The following is an 18,505-nucleotide window of genomic DNA, read 5'->3' as shown; positions in this document are numbered from 1 at the left end:
CATGACGGACACGACGCGAAGAGAGCGGAGCAAGTCCTTGGCCGAATCCCTTCCGAAACTCAGCCGGTCGAGGCGGTCAGGTCGGATACTCGGCAGGTTCCCAGAGGCGGTAGTGGGTCAGAGACGGCAGTGCATGATGTGCAGTCCGACGAAGCCCTGTTTCGGATGATTGAACCCCTCGGGCAGCGTGCCGAGGACTTCGAATCCGAGCGAGCGGTAGAGCCGGACAGCGTGGATGTTCGTCTCCACCACGGCGTTGAACTGCATGGCCCGGAACCCCGACGCGCGAGCCCAGTCCAGTGTGTACGCACACAGGGCCCGGCCCACACCCTGCCCGGAATGCTCGGGGTCCACCATGTAGCTGGCGCTGGCAATGTGCGCGCCGCTGCCCATGTGGTTGTTGTTCATCTTCGCCGTGCCGAGGACCACCCCGTCGTCGTCGACCGCGACGACCGTGCGGTTCGGTGACTTGAGGAGCCACCAGGAGCGGGCCTCGTACTCATCGAGGTCGAGCGGATAGGTGAACGTCTCGCCCGCGGCGACGATTTCGTGGAAGAACGGCCAGATGCCGGCCCAGTCCCCGACTGTGGCTTCCCTGATCAGCATGTGGGTCAGGATGCCGGTGCCGTTCTCCCGTGCCAATAGTTTTCAGCAAGGACGCCGGGATGGGCGCCGCCGCAGCCCGAACCGGGCGAGCAGCCCGAGTGCGGCTTCCGGCACCGCTGTCGGCTCGGGCCCAGGATCCGGAGCCGGATCACGCACCTGAGCACAATCGCGTACAGGAACGACGGTGGGTGCGGGTTCGGGCGCCGGACCAGGATCGAACGCCGGGGCGGGTTCGGAGCCCGAACCCGCCGAAGCGGGCTCTCCCTCGGTGACGAGCTCTTCCTGAACTCGGAGTCCTGGCCCGACTCGGAGTCCTGGCCCGGCTCGGAGTTCCGGGTCGACTCGGAGTTCCGGGTCATCACGGAATCCTGGCTCGACTCGGAGTTCAGGGTCGACACCGGGTTCACGCTCGCCACGGAGTTCGGGCTCAACACCGCGTTCGACCCCGGTGCCGCCTTCGGATTCCGGTCCTCGCTCACTCTCGATCTCAGGTCGGCGATCGCGCCCAGGGCCGGGGCGAGGGCGCCACTCTTCGCCCGGACGCGGAGCCGGACGGGCCTCCCTCGCGTTGTCCAGCTCCATGATCAGGCCGACGCGCCGCCACAACATCTCGTCCGGTTCGTCGGCCTGCATCAGGCGCGCCATGGTCTCCCGCGCGGCGGGCGACGCCGTGGGCCCGTATACCGGTTCGGAGCCGATCCTGGCGAGGTAGACACGCTCGTACGGATCGTCGACCACCTCCGCCAACTGCACCGGGTCCAGTGCGCCCGCGAGCACGGCCGCGCGGGCCCAGGGGTCGTCCGTGCGGCTCAGCAGCCGTTCGATCCGGAGTGAGCGCCACTCACGCGCACGGTGGTCGACGCCTCCGTCAAGCCGGCTACGCACCCAGGCCGGACTCTTCCCCACCAGGAGGTGAGGTTCCCGGGCGGCGAACCCTGCGAGCTCCTCGGCGAGATAGAGCCAGACCACCGCCCGGTACCGGTTGAGATAGAACGTGATCGGTGGGAGGCAACCCGCGCGGGCCAGCTTGGTGAAACGGTCGGGGCTGATCCCGAGCAATCGGGCCCCTTCCGCCGTCCCAACCGTACGCACCCGCTCCCGCAACGCTTCCGGGAACCCGTCCTGCGCCCGCAGCCGGTCGACCTCCTCCCTGCGGACCCTCGCCCTTCCACCACCACCTTGCCGCATCAGCACCCGGACCAGACCCACATGCGCGGCAATGGCGAACTCACCGCGCTTCAGCTGGAGTTCCCGGGCTGCCGTGCCCACGGCCATCGTGCTCTCAGTATCCGTGCACAGAGATTCGGTGACAGTCATGATGCTCTCCCCCGCGAGGCCCAATTACTCTCTGTGAGCACATTAACCCGGGAGAGACACCGTTCATCCGGCCTGTGGATAACTCCCGCGACCGGTCAGGGCTGGTTGGCGCCGTCACTCCCCGCCTGCCGCGCGGCGACACCGAGGTGCTCCCCGACCCTGTTCACGAGCAACGTCATCTCGTACGCGACCTGACCGACATCGGCCTCGGCCTCGCTCAGCACGCACAGACAACTGCCCTCACCCGCGGCCGTCACGAAGAGCAGCGCCTCGTCGAATTCCACCATGGTCTGCCGGGCCCTCCCGGCCCGGAAATGGCGTCCCGATCCACGGGCGAGGCTGTGCAGCCCGGACGAGACCGCGGCGAGATGCTCCGCGTCCTCGCGCGCCAGCCCCGTACTCGCTCCGGTCACCAGTCCGTCGTTCGACAGCACCAACGCGTGCCGTATGTACTCGACCCTGCCCGTGAGATCGTCAAGGAGCCAGTCAAGTCCCCTGTCCAGCGCCATATCCCCGCTCCTCCCCGCTCATACGTTCCCCGTGCCCCACGTTTCGCGTAAGCCTTGCGCACGGGTCACGTACGGGCAAGCGGTCCTCCGTCATGTGGCCGGGTCCTGGCCCTGTGGCGTGCGAGGGAAGCGTGCCGGGAAGGTCAGCTCACCGAGTCGAGGAGCCGGGCCGCGTGCATCCGCCCGGCGTACTCGACCATGCGGATCAGGACTTCCTTGCCCGAATCCCGGTCGCGCGCATCGCACAGGACGACGGGCGTACCGAGGTCGAGATCGAGGGCACGGGACACGTCGCGTTCACCGTATGCGCGGGCGCCCGCGAAACAGTTGACCGCGACGACGAAGGGGATGCGTCGGTGCTCGAAGTAGTCGACGGCCGGGAAACAGTCCTCCAGACGACGGGTGTCGGCGAGGACCACGGCCCCGAGGGCTCCCTGGGACAGTTCGTCCCACAGGAACCAGAAACGGTCCTGCCCCGGTGTGCCGAACAGGTAGAGCGAGAGGCCGGACCGGATGGTGATGCGTCCGAAATCCATGGCAACAGTGGTCGTGGTCTTCTGATCGACCCCGTCGGTGTCGTCGACCGACTGCCCCGCCTCGCTGAGAAGTTCCTCGGTCCGCAGCGGCCGGATTTCGCTGACCGCGCCGACCAGCGTCGTCTTGCCGACTCCGAAGCCTCCGGCGACCAATATCTTGAGCGCGAGAGCCTCGGCCTCCCCGCCCTCCCCGGCCATCTCCCCGTGAGTGTTGTCAGCGTGCTCGGAAAGCATCGATCACTTCTCTCACCAGTGAGCCCCAAGACACCGAATGCTCAGGTCAGAGCTGTCTTGAAAGGCTCGGATTCCGTGGACCGTCAGCATGAATACGTAGACATGAACACGTCGACATAACGACGTCGACGGCGACTACGGCGACAGCATGGCAAACGAGCACCTGCTCCTGGGGAATGGGATCGCTTTTTTAGCGAGGTGACCGTTTCCCACTCACTCCCTGATCGGATGAGTCCGCAACCGGCTGAATCCAGCCACCGATGCGTCTGTCCGTCTGTCCGAGCGCGCCTGTGGTTCCCGCGTTCCCCTTCATGAGTGCACGGGCCCGCACACATGGGTCGCGCGCGCCGGGAGTACGGGCCCGCGGCCCCCGATCGCCCGGCGCCTACACTGGGGACCTCGGGTGCGGGAAGCAGCCCCCGCGGACAGGGAGAGCAAGAGTGTCGACAGCTGCCGGCGGCGGTTTCGAGGATCCGCCCACGGAGGTACTGGTGGCGGCGGCTGCCGCCTTCGGCCTGCTCGCGACGCCTGCGCGGCTGCACATCGTGTGGGCCCTGTCCCAGGGCGAGAGCGATGTCACCGGCCTCGCCGACCGGGTGGGCGGCACCCTTCCCTCGGTGAGCCAGCATTTGACCAAGCTGAAACTGGCCGGTCTCGTACGGTCACGGCGCGAGGGCCGCCGACAGGTGTACCTGGTCGACGACCCCGATGTGGTGACGGTGGTACGGCTGATGGTCGGCCAGCTCACCGAACGCGCCGGACACACGCCCGAGCAGCCCGTACGCCTCCGTGGGCTCGGTGCCTGAGAGCAGCGCCGCCGCAGGTTCCGGCAGCACCGCGCCCGACCGCTCGTCCGCCGTCGTCGTGCCGATAGCGGGCGCGGCGGCCGCACGGAGCGCCTCCGCCGACGTCGCGCCACCCACGTCGCCGAGCGCCGCACCGACCTCCTTGCAGGTGCTCCGCTCGCTGGACAGCGGGCCACGAGGGCTGCTGGAGGGGCAGGCGGAGGAACGGCTGGCGCGGTTCGGCGAGAACACCCTGCCGGCCTGGCGCCCGGTCTCCTGGCCCCGCCGTTTCCTTCGCAGCCTGCGGGATCCGTTCACCTCGGTGCTCCTCTGTCTCGGTCTGGTCTCGGCAGCGGTGGCCTCGTGGGGCACGGCCTCGGTGACTCTGGTGCTCGTGGTCGTCAGCTGTCTGCTGCGTTCCGCGGAGGAGCATCGGGCCGACCGTTCGACGGCTGCCCTGCGGGAGCTGGTGGCTACCACCGCGACGGTGCTGCGCCGGACCGGCCCGGATGACGCGCCACAGCCACGTGAGCTGCCGGTCGGGGAACTGGTGCCGGGCGATGTGATCAGGCTCGGCCCGGGGGATCTCGTACCCGCCGATGTGCGGCTGCTGCGCGCGAGCGGCCTGACCGTACATCAGTCGGCCCTCACCGGTGAGTCGGCGCCGGTCTCCAAACAACCCGTCGACACGCCGGACCGGTACCTCACGGCCGATGCCGGGCACGTCGGCGGGGCCGGGCCGTTCGGGCGACCGGAGCTGTGTTTCCAGGGCAGCAGCGTGGCCTCCGGCAGCGGGACGGCGGTGGTGACGGCCACGGGTGCCGACACCCGGTTCGCCGCCACGTACGACGGTTCCGCCGGCCGCCGCGGCACGAGCGCCTTCGACCGTTCGGTGCAGGGGATCTCCTGGACGCTGATCCGGTTCATGCTGCTCACCCCGCCGCTGGTGCTGATGGCCAACGCGGCACTGCGCGGCCGCGGTCTGGAGACGCTGCCGTTCGCCGTCGCGGTGGCCGTCGGGCTGACCCCGGAAATGCTGCCGGTGATCGTCACGACGGCGCTGGCCAGAGGCGCTTCGCTGCTTGCCCGGAACCGTGGGGTGATCGTCAAGCGGCTGCCCGCACTGCACGATCTCGGGGCGATCGACGTGCTGTGTCTGGACAAGACCGGAACGCTCACCCAGGACCGGCCGGTCGTCGAACGGTCACTGAACGGAGCGGACCGGTCCGATCCCGAGGTGCTGCACTGGGCCGGGGTCAACGCCTTGTGGACACTGCAGCTCGCCGATCTGCCCGCCCCCGACGCACTCGACGAGGCGGTTCTGGACGCGGCCGAAGACCAGGAGGAGGCACTGTCCGCGTACGACGGAGTGGCCGCGCTGCCGTTCGATCCCGTGCGGCGCCTCGCCACCGCGGTCGTCCGCAGCCCCGGCAGGCTCGGTACGCACACCCTCGTGACGAAGGGGGCGGTGGAAGCGGTGCTCGACCGGTGCGCCCTCGACGATGCCGAACGGGACCGGCTGAAGGCCCTGGCCGCGCGTGAGGCGGGGAACGGTCTGCGGCTGCTCGCGGTAGCCCGTACCGAACGGCCCGCCCGACTCGGTCCGTACACGACGGCCGACGAACGGGGGCTGGCCTTTCTCGGCTTCGTCACTCTGCGGGACGCGCTCACCCCGAGCGCGGCGGAAGCGCTGGCCGTGCTGGGGCACCGGGGCATTGCCGTGAAGGTCCTCAGCGGTGACGATCCAGGGACCGTCGCCCGCGCCTGCCGGGATCTGGGCCTCGACCCGGGCGAGGTCCTCTCCGCGGAACGGATCGACGCACTGTCGGACGGGCTACTCGCGCAGGCCGCCGACCGGGCCACGGTCTTCGCCCGCTGCACGCCCGAGCACAAGGCCCGGATCGTCTCCGCGCTGCGCGGCTTCGGGCACACCACCGGATTCCTCGGCGACGGCGTCAACGATCTGCCCGCGATGCACGCGGCGGATGTCGGCATCTGCCCGCGCAACGCGGTCGATGTGGCGCGGGAGACCGCCGATGTGGTGCTGGCGGAAAAGGATCTCGTGGCGATCGATCACGCGATCACGGCGGGCCGGCACTGCAGCGGGAACATCGCCACGTATCTGCGCATCACGCTCTCGTCGAACCTCGGCAACGTCATCGCGATGCTCGCCGCGGGGCTGATGCTGCCGTTTCTGCCGATGCTTCCGGCGCAGGTCCTGGTGCAGAACCTGTGCTTCGACGTGGCACAGCTCGCCTTCGCTTTCGACCGGCCCGCACCCTCGGTGCTGCGGCGGCCCACGGTGTTGCGCCCTCGCGACTTCCTCCGCTTCATCACGGGTTTCGGTCTGCTGAACGCCACCGCCGACCTGGCGACGTTCGCCGTGCTGGCCTTCGCACTGCACGGCTCGGCGACAGAGGGCGGGCAGGAGGCCTTCCACTCCGGATGGTTCACCGAGAACCTCCTCACCCAGGCTCTGGTGATGCTGCTGCTGCGTTCCGGCCGTCGCACGGCCGAGGATCGCAGCGGTGGTCCACTGCGCGCGGCCGCGTCGGGTCTTGCCGTGGTCGGGCTGCTGCTGCCGGTCACCCCGCTCGGTCCGCTGCTCGGCATGAGCGCACTGCCGCCGCTCTACTACCTGTTGCTCGCAACGGTCCTGGCCCTGTACGCATACGGGCTGTGGGCCGCCCGTGTCCGCTACGAACGGAAGTGGAGGTACTCATGACCCCCTCGTGCCTCGGCCACCCGGCCTCCGGCTGCGGTCCGGGCATCGACGGCGGGCACGTGGTGCGTGCCCGCCGTGCCACGCTCGACGATGTGCCCGCGCTCGTGCGGTTGCGGGGGCTGATGCTGGCCGACATGGGGATGGAGACGGGCGGTGCGGACGCCCCGTGGCGGGCGGCCTCGGCCCAGTGGTTCACCGAGCGGCTGCGTCATCCCGCCACGTTCGCCGCGTTCCTGGTCGACGATCCCGAGTTCGGCACCGTCGCCAGTGCGGTCGGGACGTGTGATGCGCATGCCCCCAGCCCGGCGAATCCGAGCGGACTGCACGGGCGTGTCTCCAACGTCAGCACCGATCCCCGCCGGCGCCGCCGCGGGCATGCCCGTGTCTGCCTCGACGCCCTGCTCACCTGGTTCCGTGACGAGGCCCGCGTCACGGTGGTCGATCTGAACGCCACGGCGGACGGCGCCGCGCTGTACGCGTCGTACGGCTTCGCGGCTCCCCGTCACCCCACGCTCCGGCTTCGGATGGTCCGGGCACCGCTCTGAGCGTCGCGGTGCCGCTTCTGGCGGCCGGTCGTACGGGCGGTCTGCAGACAAGCAATCATGGTGTTCGGTTCGAACAGGTTGCCGACCACGGCCCGTGCCCTGGGCACATCCATGCCGATCGTGAAGAGTGGGACGAAGGCCATGAAAGAAACCGATGCGGGTCCTGGGACCGACCCGCACACATGAGACCCCGCCTCGCCGAAGGGGAACACTCCTCGCAGCTTCTTACTTCAGGGATTGCGCAAGCAAGGGAACCATGGGCGCGGCACCGTCGTTGACCCGGGTGACGGCCGAAGAAGCGCTGATCACCGCATCATCGAATCGCTGGACCACTGGATCAATGGAGGAAGTTCATGGGTGTGACCCTGGCCAAGGGTGGCAACGTCTCCTTGTCGAAGGAAGCGCCCGGCCTGACCGCAGTGACGGTCGGCCTGGGCTGGGACGTACGGACGACGACGGGTGCGGATCACGACCTGGACGCGAGCGCCCTGCTGTGCTCGGACGCCGGCAAGGTCCTCTCCGACCTGCACTTCGTCTTCTACAACAACCTGACGAGCCCGGACGGCTCGGTCCAGCACACCGGTGACAACCTGACCGGTGAGGGCGAGGGCGACGACGAGTCCATCAACGTCGATCTTGCGGCTGTCCCGGCCGATGTCGCCAAGGTAGTTTTTCCGGTCTCCATCCATGACGCACAGAGCCGTGGGCAGAGCTTCGGCCAGGTCCGCAACGCGTTCATCCGCGTGGTGAACCGGGCGAACGGCGTCGAGCTGGCTCGCTACGACCTCAGCGAGGACGCCTCGACCGAGACCGCCATGGTCTTCGGCGAGCTGTACCGGCACGGTGCGGAGTGGAAGTTCCGTGCGGTCGGCCAGGGTTACGCCTCGGGCCTGGCCGGTATCGCGTCCGACTACGGCGTCAATGTCTGACCCGGAGGAAGCGTACGGACGTTGAAACGCGGTCCGCTCTCCCCTCCCTCCGCCGGGGTGAGGAGAGCGAACCGTGTGTTCCGTGTGCCCGTGGGAACGGTCGCATCGCCGTCGTGCCCCTACAGGGCCCGCAGACCGTTGATCACCTCACGGAGGATGTGTTCGTCCGGCAGCTGCGCGGGCGGTACGGGGCGGCTGACCCGCACATAGCCGGCTTCGAGGAGATCGCCGAGGAGCACGCGTACGACTCCGACCGGAAGGTCGGCGTCGGCGGAGAGTTCCGCGACGGACTGGGTTTCCGACCGGCAGAGCGTGAGCATGGCCCGGTGTTCCGGGCCGAGCAGGGATTCCTCGGAGCTGTCCGGCGCGTTGTCGTCGAGGTTGACGAGTGCGATCAGATCGAACCGCGCGCCGGCGGGGCCGGGTTCGGTCCGGCCACCCGTCACCGCGTACGGGCGGACCAGCGGGCCGGCTTCGGCGTCGTACCACTGGCTGCCGGTGTGTGCGTGCGGGCCCGGGGTCAGCGGGGTGCCTCCAGGCCCCCCGTCGGTCATGGACACGGCCGTCTCCGTCCGCTCAGCCGACGGTCGACGACGGTGCGGCGAACCGCGGCGGGGTGCGCAGATGCTCTCCGACGCGTTTGACGAGCCGGGCCATCTCGTAGGCGACCAGTCCGATGTCGGCGAAGGCCGTGCTGAGTACCGCGAGACACGATCCGTCGCCCGCCGCGGCGACGAACAGGAAGCCCTCGTCCATCTCGACCATGGTCTGGCGTACGTTCCCGGCGCGGAAATGGCGCCCCGCGCCCTTGGCCAGGCTGTGAAATCCGGAGGCCACCGCGGCGAGATGCTCGGCGTCCTCGCGGCTGAGGGCGCTGGAGGCGCCCATCGCGAGGCCGTCACCGGAGAGCACGATGGCGTGGCGGACCTCGCCGACCCGTGCCACCAGATCGTCCAGCAGCCAGTCGAGTTCACCCGAGGTGTGACGTCCCCCGGTCCTCTCGTTCGCGATCATGCGTGGTCTCCTTCGCTGCGTGGACGGGGGTCGCTGGTGCCGGGGGTGGTAATGCCGGGGGTGGTGGTGCCTGGGCGGGGATCGGAGGTGCCGGGGACGGTGCCGCCGCCGCGCACCCAGCCGTTGCGGTAGGCGGTCATGCGCTGCCGGGCCTGCTCAGGGGTGCGCTGCGGGGAGCCACCGTTGTCGTCCGGGGCGCCGCGTGCCGGTTCATCGGGGCGGGGCTCCTCGCGGAGTTGTGGGACGAGGTTGGCCTGGCGCACCCGACGCGGCAGAGTGCCGTCGTCGGACTGGGCGTCCGTCCGGGCCCCGGACCCGTGCTCGGCCGTGCTGCCCGGACGCCCGCGCAGCGAGGTCACCGAGGCAGCCGGCTCCGTACGGGATTCGAGGGCGGGTACGGGTACCGGCGTGGGAAAGGCGGTGGTCCACGGTCGCACCGCGCGAGGCCCGGGTCCGGGTCCGGGTCCGGGTCCGGGTCCAAAGGGCGGGCGGTCCCGGTCGTCCCGGCGCTCGACCGAGGCGTTCCCCGGCGCGGCCGGCTCCTCGGCCGCCTGGAGTGCGCTCTGCAGCAGTGACGTGGGGAGCAGAACCACGGCGGTCGTTCCGCCGTACGCGGAGGTGCTCAGCCGGACCTTGATGTGGTGCCGTACGGCGAGCCGGCCGACGACGAAGAGGCCGAGCCGGTCGCTGTCGAAGAGGTCGAGCGCCTCCGCCTGCTCGATGCGCCGGTTCGCCTCGCCGAGGAGTTCATTGCCCATGCCCAGGCCGCGGTCCTCGATCTCCAGGGCGTAGCCGTTGCCCACGGGTTCGCCGCTGACGCGCACTTTGGTGTGGGGCGGTGAGAACTGTGCGGCGTTCTCGATGAGTTCGGCGAGCAGGTGGGTGAGGTCGGCGACGGCGGTGCCCTTCACGGCGGCGTCGGGCAGTTGCCGTACCTCCACCCGGGCGTAGTCCTCGATCTCGGAGACGGCGGCGCGTACAACGTTCGTCAGCGGTACGGGCATCCGCCAGGCCCGTCCCGGCGCCGCTCCGGACAGGATGATGAGGCTCTCGGCGTGCCGTCGCATCCGAGTGGTGAGGTGGTCGAGCCGGAAGAGATCGCTCAGCTCGTCCGGATCGTCGGCCCGGCGCTCCATGCTGTCGAGGAGGTTGAGCTGACGATGGACCAGTACTTGGCTGCGGCGCGCGAGGTTGACGAAGACTCCGGAGATGCCATCGGCGAGTTCGGCCCGTTCGACGGCGGCAATGAGGGCTGCCCGGTGCACAGTGCCGAGAGCCTCGCCGACCTGGCCGATCTCGTCGTGGCTGGCCGGGCCCTGCGGCGCCTCGGCCGCGATGTCGAGTTCCTCGCCCGCCCGTAGCCGTCGCATGGCGCGGGGCAGTTTGCGTCGGGCGATCTCCAGGGCGCTGTTGCGGAGGACGACCAGTTCGACTACGAGCGCGCGGCCGATGCGTACGGAGATCACCAGGGACGCGGCAACGGCGGCGCAGCCGAAGAGAACTGCGGCTCCGGACGGGCTGAGCAGTCCGCGGGCCAGCGGGTTCGCCCGGTCGGCGGCGCGTTGCCCGGCGGTGGTGTCGATGGTGCGCAACTCGCTCCGCACGCGAGCCGCCGCTCGTTCCCAGTCGGTCACGGGCACCGCCTGTGCCGCCCTGCGTCCGGCAGGTGCGGCGAGCACTTTGTCCTCGGCGGCCTGGAGCTGCCGGTACGCGTCCCCGGTGGTGAGCTTCTGCCAGGTGGCGCCCTCGGTGGCGGGGAGATCCGCACCCGCGGTCTCGGCGAGGATCCTCCGGGTGGCCACCGCTCCGGTGAACAGACGCAGTTGGCCGCCCTTGAGCGCTCCGGTGCGGGCGGCCGTGGCGAGCAGGGTGTCCTCGCGGGCCAGCATCTCGTCGGCGCGGGCGAGTTCGAGCAGGACGCGGGCGTCGGAGCCGAGTGCGTCGTCCTGGATTCCGGTGAGGGCGCCGGAGACGCCGAAGGCTGCGGAGACGGCCTCGGTGTACTGCTCGTAGACGGTGCGCTCGTCGCCCGCCCTGCTCCTGTCGGTGCGCAGTCGGTGGGTGAGTGCGAGGAACCGGTCGAGCCGGTCGGCGACGGCGGACGGGAGGTTGCCGGTGTCGGCGATGGTGTGGTCGCTGTCCAGACGCAGTGCGGCGAGTGCGGTGTCGGTGCGCCTCACCTGCCGCTCCAGTGCGGCGGCCTGGGCGCTGCTGGGGGCAGCGCTCTGCAGCACGGCCGCCCGGCGCTCGCTCTGGAGTGCCGCGACGGCGGTGGATATCGGGGCCCGGACCTCGCCGTCGACCCGCTGCAGCTGGCGCAGGCGTGCCACATCCTGGGCGGTGGTGACCGTGGCGAAACCCCACAGGGCAAGCAGCGAGACGACCGGCACCATCAGCAGCGAGATGATCTTTGCGCGTACGGTCCTGGGACGCAGCATCCACCGCCGGCGTGGCGCGGATGGGTCGTGTGTCAACAGCAGCCGTGCGTCCTCGGCGCTCTCATCGGCAGGCGGCCCCGCGTGTGCGCGGCGTCCACGCGTCGGCGGGGCGGTGGGCCGGGGGGTGGCCGTCGCACCGGTTTCCGGGGTCGTGCGGGGTGGGCGCATGGCCTCCTCGTTCCGGGTGTGGAGCTGGGTGTGTCGCGGGCGCCGGGGCCGGTGCCGGTGGCCGGGTGCACAGGCGCCAAGGGTCGGTGATATCGGGCGCGGTGATGTCGGGCGCGGTGATGTCACGTCGTGACGTCAGGCCGTGACGTCAAGTGCCGTGGTGTCCCGTGGTGTCAGGGCGCAGTGGCGGGCAATGTGTCGCGGGCGCTCGGTCCACCGCGTCGTGGTCGGGGGACGGGACCCCGCCCGGTGAATCCGTGTGGTGCGGTCTCGGTGGAGTCCGCTTCGGCCGGTCCTGCGGTGCGTTCGGCGTAGACGTAGGCGTCGCGTTCCCTGGCCGTCGGGGAGAGCGCGACGAACGCCGAGGTCAGGAAGAGGTACGAGCCGAGACCGACGGCCAGGGGAAAGATGAACTGCATGGTCGTTGCCCCGGCGAGTTCCCTGCCCGAGGGGGTGACCTGCACGGAGACTGCCAGCATTCCGGTGTAGTGCATGCTGCTGACCGCCGCGCCCATGACGAGCGAGGCCAGTGCGACGGCCCGGGTGGATTTGATGTTGAGCGCCGCCCAGAGCGCCGCCGTCGCGGCCACGACAGCGAGGGCGACGGAGAGCGCGACGCGCAACGGGTCGTAGTGGATCGTGCCGTGCAGGCGGAGCGCCGCCATTCCCAGGTAATGCATGCTGGCGACGCCGAGTCCGGTGGCGAACCCGCCGAGCAGCAGTGCCCTGGTCCGGTCGCGGCTGTAGCCGACGGCGAAGACTCCGCCGCCGACCACCACCATGGCGCCGAGCAGGCTGAGGATGGTCAGTGCCACGTTGTAGCGGATGTCGGTGCCGGTCACGCCGAACCCGAGCATCGCTACGAAGTGCATCGTCCAGATGCCCGAGCCGATGGCGGACGCGGCCGTGATCAGCCAGTTGCGGCGCGAACGGCCGGTCGTGTCGAGTGCCCGCACGGTGCAGCTCAGTCCGAGTGCGGCGCCGATGCATGCCATCGCGTACGACAGCACAGGTGTCAGCCAGCCGAAGGTGGCGTGGTCCAGGTGTCCCATGAATCGGGGACGCTAGTCGCGGTGGGGGCGCGCACCCAGGGCGCAGTTCGAAAGCTGCTGAAATATGACAGAGAGATGTTCCCCAACGATCATAGGGTGCTCGAACATGCACCCCATTTCCCAATGTTTCGCTCTGTTCCGCCCCCTCGGCAACTGCGCGATCATGTCCGTATGACCGATGACCACACACACGTCCAGGAGTTCTTCACGGCGCGCGCGGCGGACTGGGACACCCGGTTTCCCGACGACGGGCCTGCCTACGCCTCCGCCGTCGGCACACTCGGGCTGGGTCCCGGTGACGCGGTGCTCGACGCCGGCTGCGGTACGGGCCGGGCACTGCCTGCTCTGCGCGCGGCCGTGGGACCGCGGGGCACGGTCCTGGGCGTGGACCTCACGGCGGCGATGCTGGAGGCGGCGGTACGGGCGGCGCGGAACGGCAGTGGAACTCTGCTCCTCGCCGATGTCGCCCGTCTTCCCTTGCGGTCGCGGTCGCTCGACGCGGTGTTCGGGGCCGGGCTGATCTCCCATCTGTCCCACCCCGGACCGGACCTGGCGGAATTGGCGCGAGTGGTCCGGCCGGGAGGACTGCTGGCCCTCTTCCATCCCATCGGGCGGGCCGCTCTGGCAGCGCGCCACGGCCGCCGGATCACGGACGACGATCTGCGCGCCGAGCACAACCTCCGCCCCCTGCTGGCACGTTCGGGCTGGCGGCTCGATACGTACACCGACGAGGACGACCGGTTCCTCGCCCTCTCCGTACGGATGCGCTGACGGTCGAGCGCTCTGCCGCCCTGCTCACTTCCTGAGCGATCGGCTGCCGGCTCGACCGCGCGCTCGGCTCCTCGCTCGGCTCCTCATTCGACCGGGGCGTCGGGGCGTCCGGTGTGCGCGACCGGACAGCCGCGAATGCCCGGGCTGGGGAACGTACCGAGCCCGGCCACCTCGTAGCCGTCCGGATAGCCTTTGATCTCCGGGTTCTGCCGGGCGTAGTGCGGGGTGGCACGCGGCGGCAGCAGTCGTACGGCCCGTGCCCTCAGCCGCAGGGCGCCGTGGGTGAGGTTTCGGGTCGCGGAGCCCGGTCGTTCGTACCGGAACGCCCGCAGCAGGGAATCGTCGAGAAGCGCGAGGGCCGCTTTCCGCGCGACGGCCGCGAAGGGACGCGGATACCAGGAGCTCATCAGGTCCAAGGTGGCGTCGGAGACGCGGCGCCCCCCTTCGTCCCAGCCGAAGTGCTCGGCCTCGTAGCTGTCAAGGGTGCGCTCGAAATCCTCGTACGTCTCCGGCAGGTCCTTGATGCCCATATGGGCGCCCAGGGTCCGGTAGTAGGCGGCGCACGCCCGCAGTTCGTGGTCGGACAGCCGGCGCCAGCCGTAGCTGTCGAGCCACCGCTTCGGGGTGACGACGAAGGTGCACAGCACATAGCGCATGTCGTCGTTGCTGATGTCGTAACTGCGGTGCATCTGATTGATCCGGCGGATGGCCGTGCGCCCCGGGGTGCTCTCGAAGCCGTGCTCGACGACCGTGTCGAGGAGGAGCGCGGTGTCGTCGTAGCGCTTCTGCGAACGGTCCGTCAGTTCGCTGGTTTCGGCCAGGAGTCGTCCGATGCTCGGGACGGCATAGGTGCGGTACAGGGCCAGTTCGAGAGCGCGGGTGATATCCCAGGGAAATTCGTAGGTTGCCGTGATCCGATAGATCCGGAGGAAGTCCCGCTCCGGATCGAGGCGCTGAATTTCGCTCAGCCGGTCGTACCGATTCATCGCGCGCTGCCCCCTTGCCTCGGTCGGTGGTCCAACTCTACGTCGGCGGGGAACACCATAGGGTGTACGAGCACGTGCTGGGCGAGCAGATGATGTTCGCCCAGATGTTGTTCGGGCACGTCATGCGTTCACAGGTCCTCGGGAGGACGGTCTCCATGATCGGCATATTCGGCACTCTCCGGCAGGTTGTCTCCCCCGACCGGAAGGACCAGCGGCCCGCAGCCCCTCTCGAACAGGAGCGCAAGCAGCACAACCTGTTCGAGGCAGCCGCCACGTACGTCTCGGCGTCCGTGGAGGAGGATCAGGCACGGATCGACGAGGCGAGCGGCTGGGTGTCGCCCGAGGCACTCTCCTTCGGCATCAATGAGCTGGCCTGCCGGGCCGTCATCGCGCTGGCCCGCGAGCGCGACGAATCACCGCAGACAGTGGCCCGTACGCTGCTCGGTCTGCCCACCGACTGAGCAGCGCCGTCCGCCCGGACGCGGGCCCCGCGTCCTCCTTTGTCAGGGCCTCGACGAGTGGGATACCGACTGGTTAAGGTGCGCCGACGGACAACCATGACGGACGAGGAGGGTGCCGTGACCGGCACGAGCGACGTAGTCACGGACGACGACGCACTGTATGTGCTGACCGCGGTGCTGCTGACACCGGCACAGTTCCCGAGCGTGCTCGGCGACGACTACCCCGCAGCATGTGCGGCGTTCGCCCTCGAACCGTACGCCGAAGGGTACGGACTGGTTCTCGGCCAGGACGGCGGTGGTGCGCGGTGGACCGTCGTCGTCGAGGACGTGTCGCTGGTCGCGGTCGCCATCGCGGCCTGGGACTGCGGAATGGACTACGACCTCTCCCCCGACGACCGTTCGGTGGTCTGCGCTCTGCCCGGCTGGCCTCTCGCGGTGAGAGCCGCCGCCCCGGGACTGGCCGCCCCGCACGATCCGTTGCCGGACCCGGATGCCGACGGCACCGATCCGGCGCCGCTGACACCTCCGGACACGGAGTCGTGGGGTCCGGCACAGCGGCGCATGGGTGCGGACGAGATAGCGCACCAGTGGGCGGCCTGGCGCGAGCAGCTCGACGACGAGACCGACTTCGCCACTCCGGGCGGCGGCGCGGAGTCGGCCGGGGGCCCGGCCGACGACCGCCCCGGCACGTCCGCCGGGCTTGCCGAACAGGTCGACGCCGATGCCGGAAATGAAGGCGACGGCGAGCTCAGTGCCGACGCCGGAGCAGATGTCGACTCCTACGCCGACGCCAAAGCCGGGAATGAAGTCACGGGCGGGACCGGAGCCGAGGTGGAGTCCGAGGACGGAGCTGTCGGCGGGGGCAACGCCGTAGACGAAGCCGGAACCGGGACCGGAGCCGAGATCGAGGCCGGGGTCGAGAAGCGGCCCCGGAGCGACGGGCCCTCCTCCACCGCCCAGAACCCCGCAGAGGACAAGCCTTCCAGTGCGCACGCTGGAGTACGCCGGGCCCTCGCGGAGGCCCATTCCTATGTGGACACCCCGCCGCCCCCGGGCCGCGTTCGGTCCTCCTTCGCCACGGGCGACGCCCGGATGCTGCGCGCCGACGGCCCCGGCTGGTCACTGGTCGCCAGGACCGATGACATCGCGTTCATCCTGCTGGACGAGGAACCGGGCGAGGTGCTTCCGGTCGGGCGCGGCACGGAACTGCCCGGCCTGTTGAAGGCCCTGGACGCCATCGCGGTACGGCCGGGCTGAGCAGGCTCCCGGCGGCGGCGCGAAGGGGCAGCCGGCCCGCCGACGGCCGCCTTCCGCCCCCACCGCCGCGTACCGCGCGCTCTCCGGCTATACGCGCTCCAGCGCCCGATGCGGCCCGACGGGCAGCTGGGCCTCGATCCGGTCGCCGGGCCGGACCACACCACCGGCCGCGACAATGCCCATGATCCCGGCCTTGCGCACGATCCGGTCCGTAGCGTCCCGGCCGACGACCTGCTTGAGGAGCCCGTCCCGGAAGGTGTCGATCTGCAGGCACGGATTGCGCAGGCCGGTGACCTCGACGACTGCCTCGTCGCCGAGGTGCAGCAGAGTGCCGACGGGCAGGGCCAGGAGATCAACCCCGCCGGTCGTGACGTTCTCCCCGAGATCGCCGGGAGCGACCTCGAAACCCGCTGCCCGCAATTCGCCGAACAGCTCCGCGTGGATGAGATGGACCTGGCGCAGATTCGGCTGGGTGGGATCCCGCGCGACCCGTGACCGGTGCTTGACCGTGACTCCCGCGTGCACATCTCCCTCCACGCCGAGCCCGGCCAGCAGGGTGATGCTCTTCCGGTTCGGCTTGGTGAACGAATATGCCTCGTTCCTGCTCACCGCGGTCACGGTCCCGCCCACAGCTGAATCCCCCTTGTTGTCGGCTTGTTGTCGGCAGCTTGTCTTCGACTGATGGTTCAGCGGCCTATTTCCTTGCGGGTGATCCTGCGGAGCCTGCGTCGCTGACTCGGGTCCAGCAGCAGATAGGCGACCGCCGGAACTCCGATCAGGATCAGCAGCGACAGCCAGAATCCGATGAACGGCATCAGGATGACCGCCACGACGACTCCCCCGATGGCAATCTTCGCGCTGTTCGACATCGTCCACGCCTCCTTCGCGGCCCGGAAGCCGCTCCTGCTGTGAGAACGCCTGTGCGCCCCCATCGGTTCCTGCCCGCCGCGACTTCCTCACCGCAGGGGTTCGCCGACCTCGTGCATGTGCTGGAGTGCCTGCCGGTAGGACTCGATCAGTCCGGTCTCCGTGTACGGCATGCCGATCGTCTCGCAGTGGGCCCGCACCATGGGCTGTGCCAGGCGCAGATGCGGGCGGGGCATGCTCGGGAAGAGGTGGTGCTCGATCTGGTAGTTGAGTCCGCCGAGGAACCAGTCCGTGAGAATGCCGCCGCGTACGTTGCGCGAGGTCAGGACCTGGCGCTGGAGGTGGCCCCAGCGGTCGCCGTCGAGGTCGGGCATCTCCATGCCCTTGTGGTTCGGCGCGAACGCCATGCCCAGGTGGAGCCCGAACAACGCGTGGTGCACGAGCGCGAAGACGACGGCCTTCCCCGGGGACATGACGGTGAGCAGCAGTGTTGCGTACAGGCAGAGATGGGCGACCAGGAGCAGTGCCGAGAGGGCCCGTTCGCGGGCGGGCTGCCGCCGCAGGTACTGGAAGCCGGAGATCTTGAGCGCGATGCCTTCGAGGAGCAGCATCGGGAAGAACAGCCACGCCTGGTTACGGGTGAGCCAGCGGGCGAAGCCTTCTCGCTGGGCCGCCTGCTTCTGGGTCCAGACCAGGGCGCCGACGCCGACGTCAGGATCCTTGTCGATGTGGTTGGGGTTGGCGTGGTGGCGTACGTGCTTGTCGTTCCACCATGCCTCGTTCATGCCGAGCAGGAGGTTGGCGTGCACGAGGCCGATGGCCCGGCTCGCCTCGCGGTCACCGGATATCTGGGCGTGTCCGGCGTCGTGTCCGACGAACGCGGTGCGGGACCAGAAGATCGCCAACGGCAGTGCGAGCAGCAGGGTCCACCACGTATTACCGAGGAGGAACATGCCGGTGAGCACGGCGCCCAGAGCGACCAGGTTGGCGGCGATGCCCGCCGCGTACCACCCGGTGCGCCGTTCCAGGAGCCCCTGCCCCTTGACCGCCCGTAGGAGGGGAGCGAAGGCACTCCCCTGGCTCGGGGCGGTTCCGGTACGGCCGGCATCTACATCACTTACAGCACTTCCCGTACCGTCACGGACGCCGTCCACGACGGTGGCTACGGTCTGGGGCATGAGGTCTCCGGTCTCTGGAAAGCTGCGCTGACCTGTAGAAACGTACGGTTACGAGGGGTACGTCAGCCATGGCGCCATCACCCCGGAACTCCGGGGGAAGCCCCCTCCCCCTGTGGGGGTGCTGGCT

At 69.7% G+C, this 18,505-nt stretch carries 20 protein-coding genes; 8 read left to right on the top strand and 12 right to left on the bottom strand.

Annotated elements, in window-relative coordinates; translation table 11 throughout:
* Positions 1–117: 117 nt before the first annotated feature.
* The 4 genes from OG306_RS39125 to OG306_RS39110 form a co-directional block, all read right to left on the bottom strand.
* Positions 118–606 carry a GNAT family N-acetyltransferase gene (locus OG306_RS39125; RefSeq protein ID WP_266904285.1) on the bottom strand — a complete coding sequence of 163 codons (489 nt, stop codon included), beginning with the start codon at positions 604–606 and terminating at the stop codon, positions 118–120.
* Positions 607–648: 42 nt separating this feature from the next.
* Positions 649–1,923, bottom strand: a complete 1,275-nt coding sequence (locus OG306_RS39120; RefSeq protein WP_371666167.1) for a DUF6397 family protein — start codon at positions 1,921–1,923, stop codon at positions 649–651.
* Between the two features lie 95 nt (positions 1,924–2,018).
* On the bottom strand, positions 2,019–2,432 hold the full coding sequence (locus tag OG306_RS39115; RefSeq protein WP_266751368.1) for a roadblock/LC7 domain-containing protein: 414 nt from the start codon (positions 2,430–2,432) through the stop codon (positions 2,019–2,021).
* Between the two features lie 143 nt (positions 2,433–2,575).
* A complete protein-coding gene (locus OG306_RS39110) occupies positions 2,576–3,202 on the bottom strand; it encodes a GTP-binding protein (RefSeq protein WP_266904287.1) in 627 nt (208 codons plus the stop codon).
* Between the two features lie 440 nt (positions 3,203–3,642).
* Here OG306_RS39110 and OG306_RS39105 point away from each other — a divergent pair, with 440 nt between their 5' ends.
* From OG306_RS39105 to OG306_RS39085, 5 genes are all read left to right on the top strand, one after another.
* Positions 3,643–4,008: an ArsR/SmtB family transcription factor gene (locus OG306_RS39105; protein WP_266751366.1), complete on the top strand. Its 366-nt coding sequence runs from the start codon at positions 3,643–3,645 to the stop codon at positions 4,006–4,008.
* A complete protein-coding gene (mgtA, locus tag OG306_RS39100) occupies positions 4,001–6,712 on the top strand; it encodes a magnesium-translocating P-type ATPase (protein ID WP_371666166.1) in 2,712 nt (903 codons plus the stop codon). Before OG306_RS39105 ends, mgtA begins: the two co-directional genes overlap by 8 nt.
* On the top strand, positions 6,709–7,257 hold the full coding sequence (locus OG306_RS39095) for a GNAT family N-acetyltransferase (RefSeq protein WP_266751362.1): 549 nt from the start codon (positions 6,709–6,711) through the stop codon (positions 7,255–7,257). Before mgtA ends, OG306_RS39095 begins: the two co-directional genes overlap by 4 nt.
* Before the next feature lie 57 nt (positions 7,258–7,314).
* Positions 7,315–7,443 carry a twin-arginine translocase TatA/TatE family subunit gene (locus OG306_RS39090; RefSeq protein WP_266751361.1) on the top strand — a complete coding sequence of 43 codons (129 nt, stop codon included), beginning with the start codon at positions 7,315–7,317 and terminating at the stop codon, positions 7,441–7,443.
* Positions 7,444–7,610: 167 nt separating this feature from the next.
* Positions 7,611–8,186, top strand: a complete 576-nt coding sequence (locus tag OG306_RS39085; protein WP_266751359.1) for a TerD family protein — start codon at positions 7,611–7,613, stop codon at positions 8,184–8,186.
* Between the two features lie 119 nt (positions 8,187–8,305).
* Here OG306_RS39085 and OG306_RS39080 read toward each other — a convergent pair whose 3' ends face one another.
* The 4 genes from OG306_RS39080 to OG306_RS39065 form a co-directional block, all read right to left on the bottom strand.
* Positions 8,306–8,740, bottom strand: a complete 435-nt coding sequence (locus OG306_RS39080) for a DUF742 domain-containing protein (protein WP_266751357.1) — start codon at positions 8,738–8,740, stop codon at positions 8,306–8,308.
* 22 nt (positions 8,741–8,762) lie between these two features.
* The gene (locus OG306_RS39075; RefSeq protein WP_266751356.1) at positions 8,763–9,200 is read right to left on the bottom strand and encodes a roadblock/LC7 domain-containing protein; all 438 of its coding nucleotides are present in this window, start codon (positions 9,198–9,200) and stop codon (positions 8,763–8,765) included.
* On the bottom strand, positions 9,197–11,806 hold the full coding sequence (locus OG306_RS39070) for a sensor histidine kinase (RefSeq protein ID WP_371666165.1): 2,610 nt from the start codon (positions 11,804–11,806) through the stop codon (positions 9,197–9,199). The genes OG306_RS39075 and OG306_RS39070 overlap by 4 nt, the downstream gene beginning before the upstream one ends.
* A 173-nt stretch (positions 11,807–11,979) precedes the next feature.
* The gene (locus OG306_RS39065; protein WP_266751352.1) at positions 11,980–12,858 is read right to left on the bottom strand and encodes an MHYT domain-containing protein; all 879 of its coding nucleotides are present in this window, start codon (positions 12,856–12,858) and stop codon (positions 11,980–11,982) included.
* Positions 12,859–13,029: 171 nt separating this feature from the next.
* Here OG306_RS39065 and OG306_RS39060 point away from each other — a divergent pair, with 171 nt between their 5' ends.
* Complete coding sequence (locus OG306_RS39060; RefSeq protein WP_266751351.1) at positions 13,030–13,629, top strand: class I SAM-dependent methyltransferase; 600 nt, start codon at positions 13,030–13,032, stop codon at positions 13,627–13,629.
* Between the two features lie 83 nt (positions 13,630–13,712).
* Here the strand turns inward: OG306_RS39060 and OG306_RS39055 are convergent, their stop codons facing one another.
* A complete protein-coding gene (locus OG306_RS39055) occupies positions 13,713–14,615 on the bottom strand; it encodes an oxygenase MpaB family protein (RefSeq protein WP_266751350.1) in 903 nt (300 codons plus the stop codon).
* A 155-nt stretch (positions 14,616–14,770) separates the two neighbouring features.
* Here OG306_RS39055 and OG306_RS39050 point away from each other — a divergent pair, with 155 nt between their 5' ends.
* Positions 14,771–15,076, top strand: a complete 306-nt coding sequence (locus OG306_RS39050) for a hypothetical protein (RefSeq protein WP_327259617.1) — start codon at positions 14,771–14,773, stop codon at positions 15,074–15,076.
* A 117-nt stretch (positions 15,077–15,193) separates the two neighbouring features.
* Positions 15,194–16,333: a hypothetical protein gene (locus OG306_RS39045; protein WP_432762248.1), complete on the top strand. Its 1,140-nt coding sequence runs from the start codon at positions 15,194–15,196 to the stop codon at positions 16,331–16,333.
* A gap of 87 nt (positions 16,334–16,420) precedes the next feature.
* On the opposite strand, the gene OG306_RS39040 is transcribed toward OG306_RS39045, so the two are convergent.
* The 3 genes from OG306_RS39040 to OG306_RS39030 form a co-directional block, all read right to left on the bottom strand.
* A complete protein-coding gene (locus OG306_RS39040; protein ID WP_371666309.1) occupies positions 16,421–16,951 on the bottom strand; it encodes an MOSC domain-containing protein in 531 nt (176 codons plus the stop codon).
* 68 nt (positions 16,952–17,019) lie between these two features.
* Positions 17,020–17,202: a hypothetical protein gene (locus tag OG306_RS39035; protein WP_371666164.1), complete on the bottom strand. Its 183-nt coding sequence runs from the start codon at positions 17,200–17,202 to the stop codon at positions 17,020–17,022.
* Positions 17,203–17,289: 87 nt separating this feature from the next.
* Positions 17,290–18,378, bottom strand: a complete 1,089-nt coding sequence (locus OG306_RS39030) for a fatty acid desaturase family protein (RefSeq protein ID WP_266904295.1) — start codon at positions 18,376–18,378, stop codon at positions 17,290–17,292.
* Positions 18,379–18,505 lie beyond the last annotated feature (127 nt).

Origin of the sequence: Streptomyces sp. NBC_01241 (assembly GCF_041435435.1) — a bacterium.
In the GTDB taxonomy this organism is placed as follows: domain Bacteria; phylum Actinomycetota; class Actinomycetes; order Streptomycetales; family Streptomycetaceae; genus Streptomyces.
Note: the sequence above shows the minus strand (reverse complement) of the source record. Positions and strands in the feature narration are given on the sequence as shown.

Bases quoted from the DNA above. Each gene is read 5' to 3' on its own strand.
- OG306_RS39050 (WP_327259617.1), top strand. From the start codon at position 14,771: ATGATCGGCATATTCGGCACTCTCCGGCAGGTTGTCTCCCCCGACCGG.
- OG306_RS39060 (WP_266751351.1), top strand. From the start codon at position 13,030: ATGACCGATGACCACACACACGTCCAGGAGTTCTTCACGGCGCGCGCG.
- OG306_RS39110 (WP_266904287.1), bottom strand. From the start codon at position 3,202: ATGCTTTCCGAGCACGCTGACAACACTCACGGGGAGATGGCCGGGGAG.
- OG306_RS39095 (WP_266751362.1), top strand. From the start codon at position 6,709: ATGACCCCCTCGTGCCTCGGCCACCCGGCCTCCGGCTGCGGTCCGGGC.
- OG306_RS39055 (WP_266751350.1), bottom strand. From the start codon at position 14,615: ATGAATCGGTACGACCGGCTGAGCGAAATTCAGCGCCTCGATCCGGAG.
- OG306_RS39035 (WP_371666164.1), bottom strand. From the start codon at position 17,202: ATGTCGAACAGCGCGAAGATTGCCATCGGGGGAGTCGTCGTGGCGGTC.
- OG306_RS39085 (WP_266751359.1), top strand. From the start codon at position 7,611: ATGGGTGTGACCCTGGCCAAGGGTGGCAACGTCTCCTTGTCGAAGGAA.
- OG306_RS39080 (WP_266751357.1), bottom strand. From the start codon at position 8,740: ATGACCGACGGGGGGCCTGGAGGCACCCCGCTGACCCCGGGCCCGCAC.
- OG306_RS39115 (WP_266751368.1), bottom strand. From the start codon at position 2,432: ATGGCGCTGGACAGGGGACTTGACTGGCTCCTTGACGATCTCACGGGC.
- OG306_RS39075 (WP_266751356.1), bottom strand. From the start codon at position 9,200: ATGATCGCGAACGAGAGGACCGGGGGACGTCACACCTCGGGTGAACTC.
- OG306_RS39120 (WP_371666167.1), bottom strand. From the start codon at position 1,923: ATGACTGTCACCGAATCTCTGTGCACGGATACTGAGAGCACGATGGCC.
- OG306_RS39030 (WP_266904295.1), bottom strand. From the start codon at position 18,378: ATGCCCCAGACCGTAGCCACCGTCGTGGACGGCGTCCGTGACGGTACG.
- OG306_RS39070 (WP_371666165.1), bottom strand. From the start codon at position 11,806: ATGCGCCCACCCCGCACGACCCCGGAAACCGGTGCGACGGCCACCCCC.
- OG306_RS39065 (WP_266751352.1), bottom strand. From the start codon at position 12,858: ATGGGACACCTGGACCACGCCACCTTCGGCTGGCTGACACCTGTGCTG.
- OG306_RS39125 (WP_266904285.1), bottom strand. From the start codon at position 606: ATGCTGATCAGGGAAGCCACAGTCGGGGACTGGGCCGGCATCTGGCCG.
- OG306_RS39090 (WP_266751361.1), top strand. From the start codon at position 7,315: ATGGTGTTCGGTTCGAACAGGTTGCCGACCACGGCCCGTGCCCTGGGC.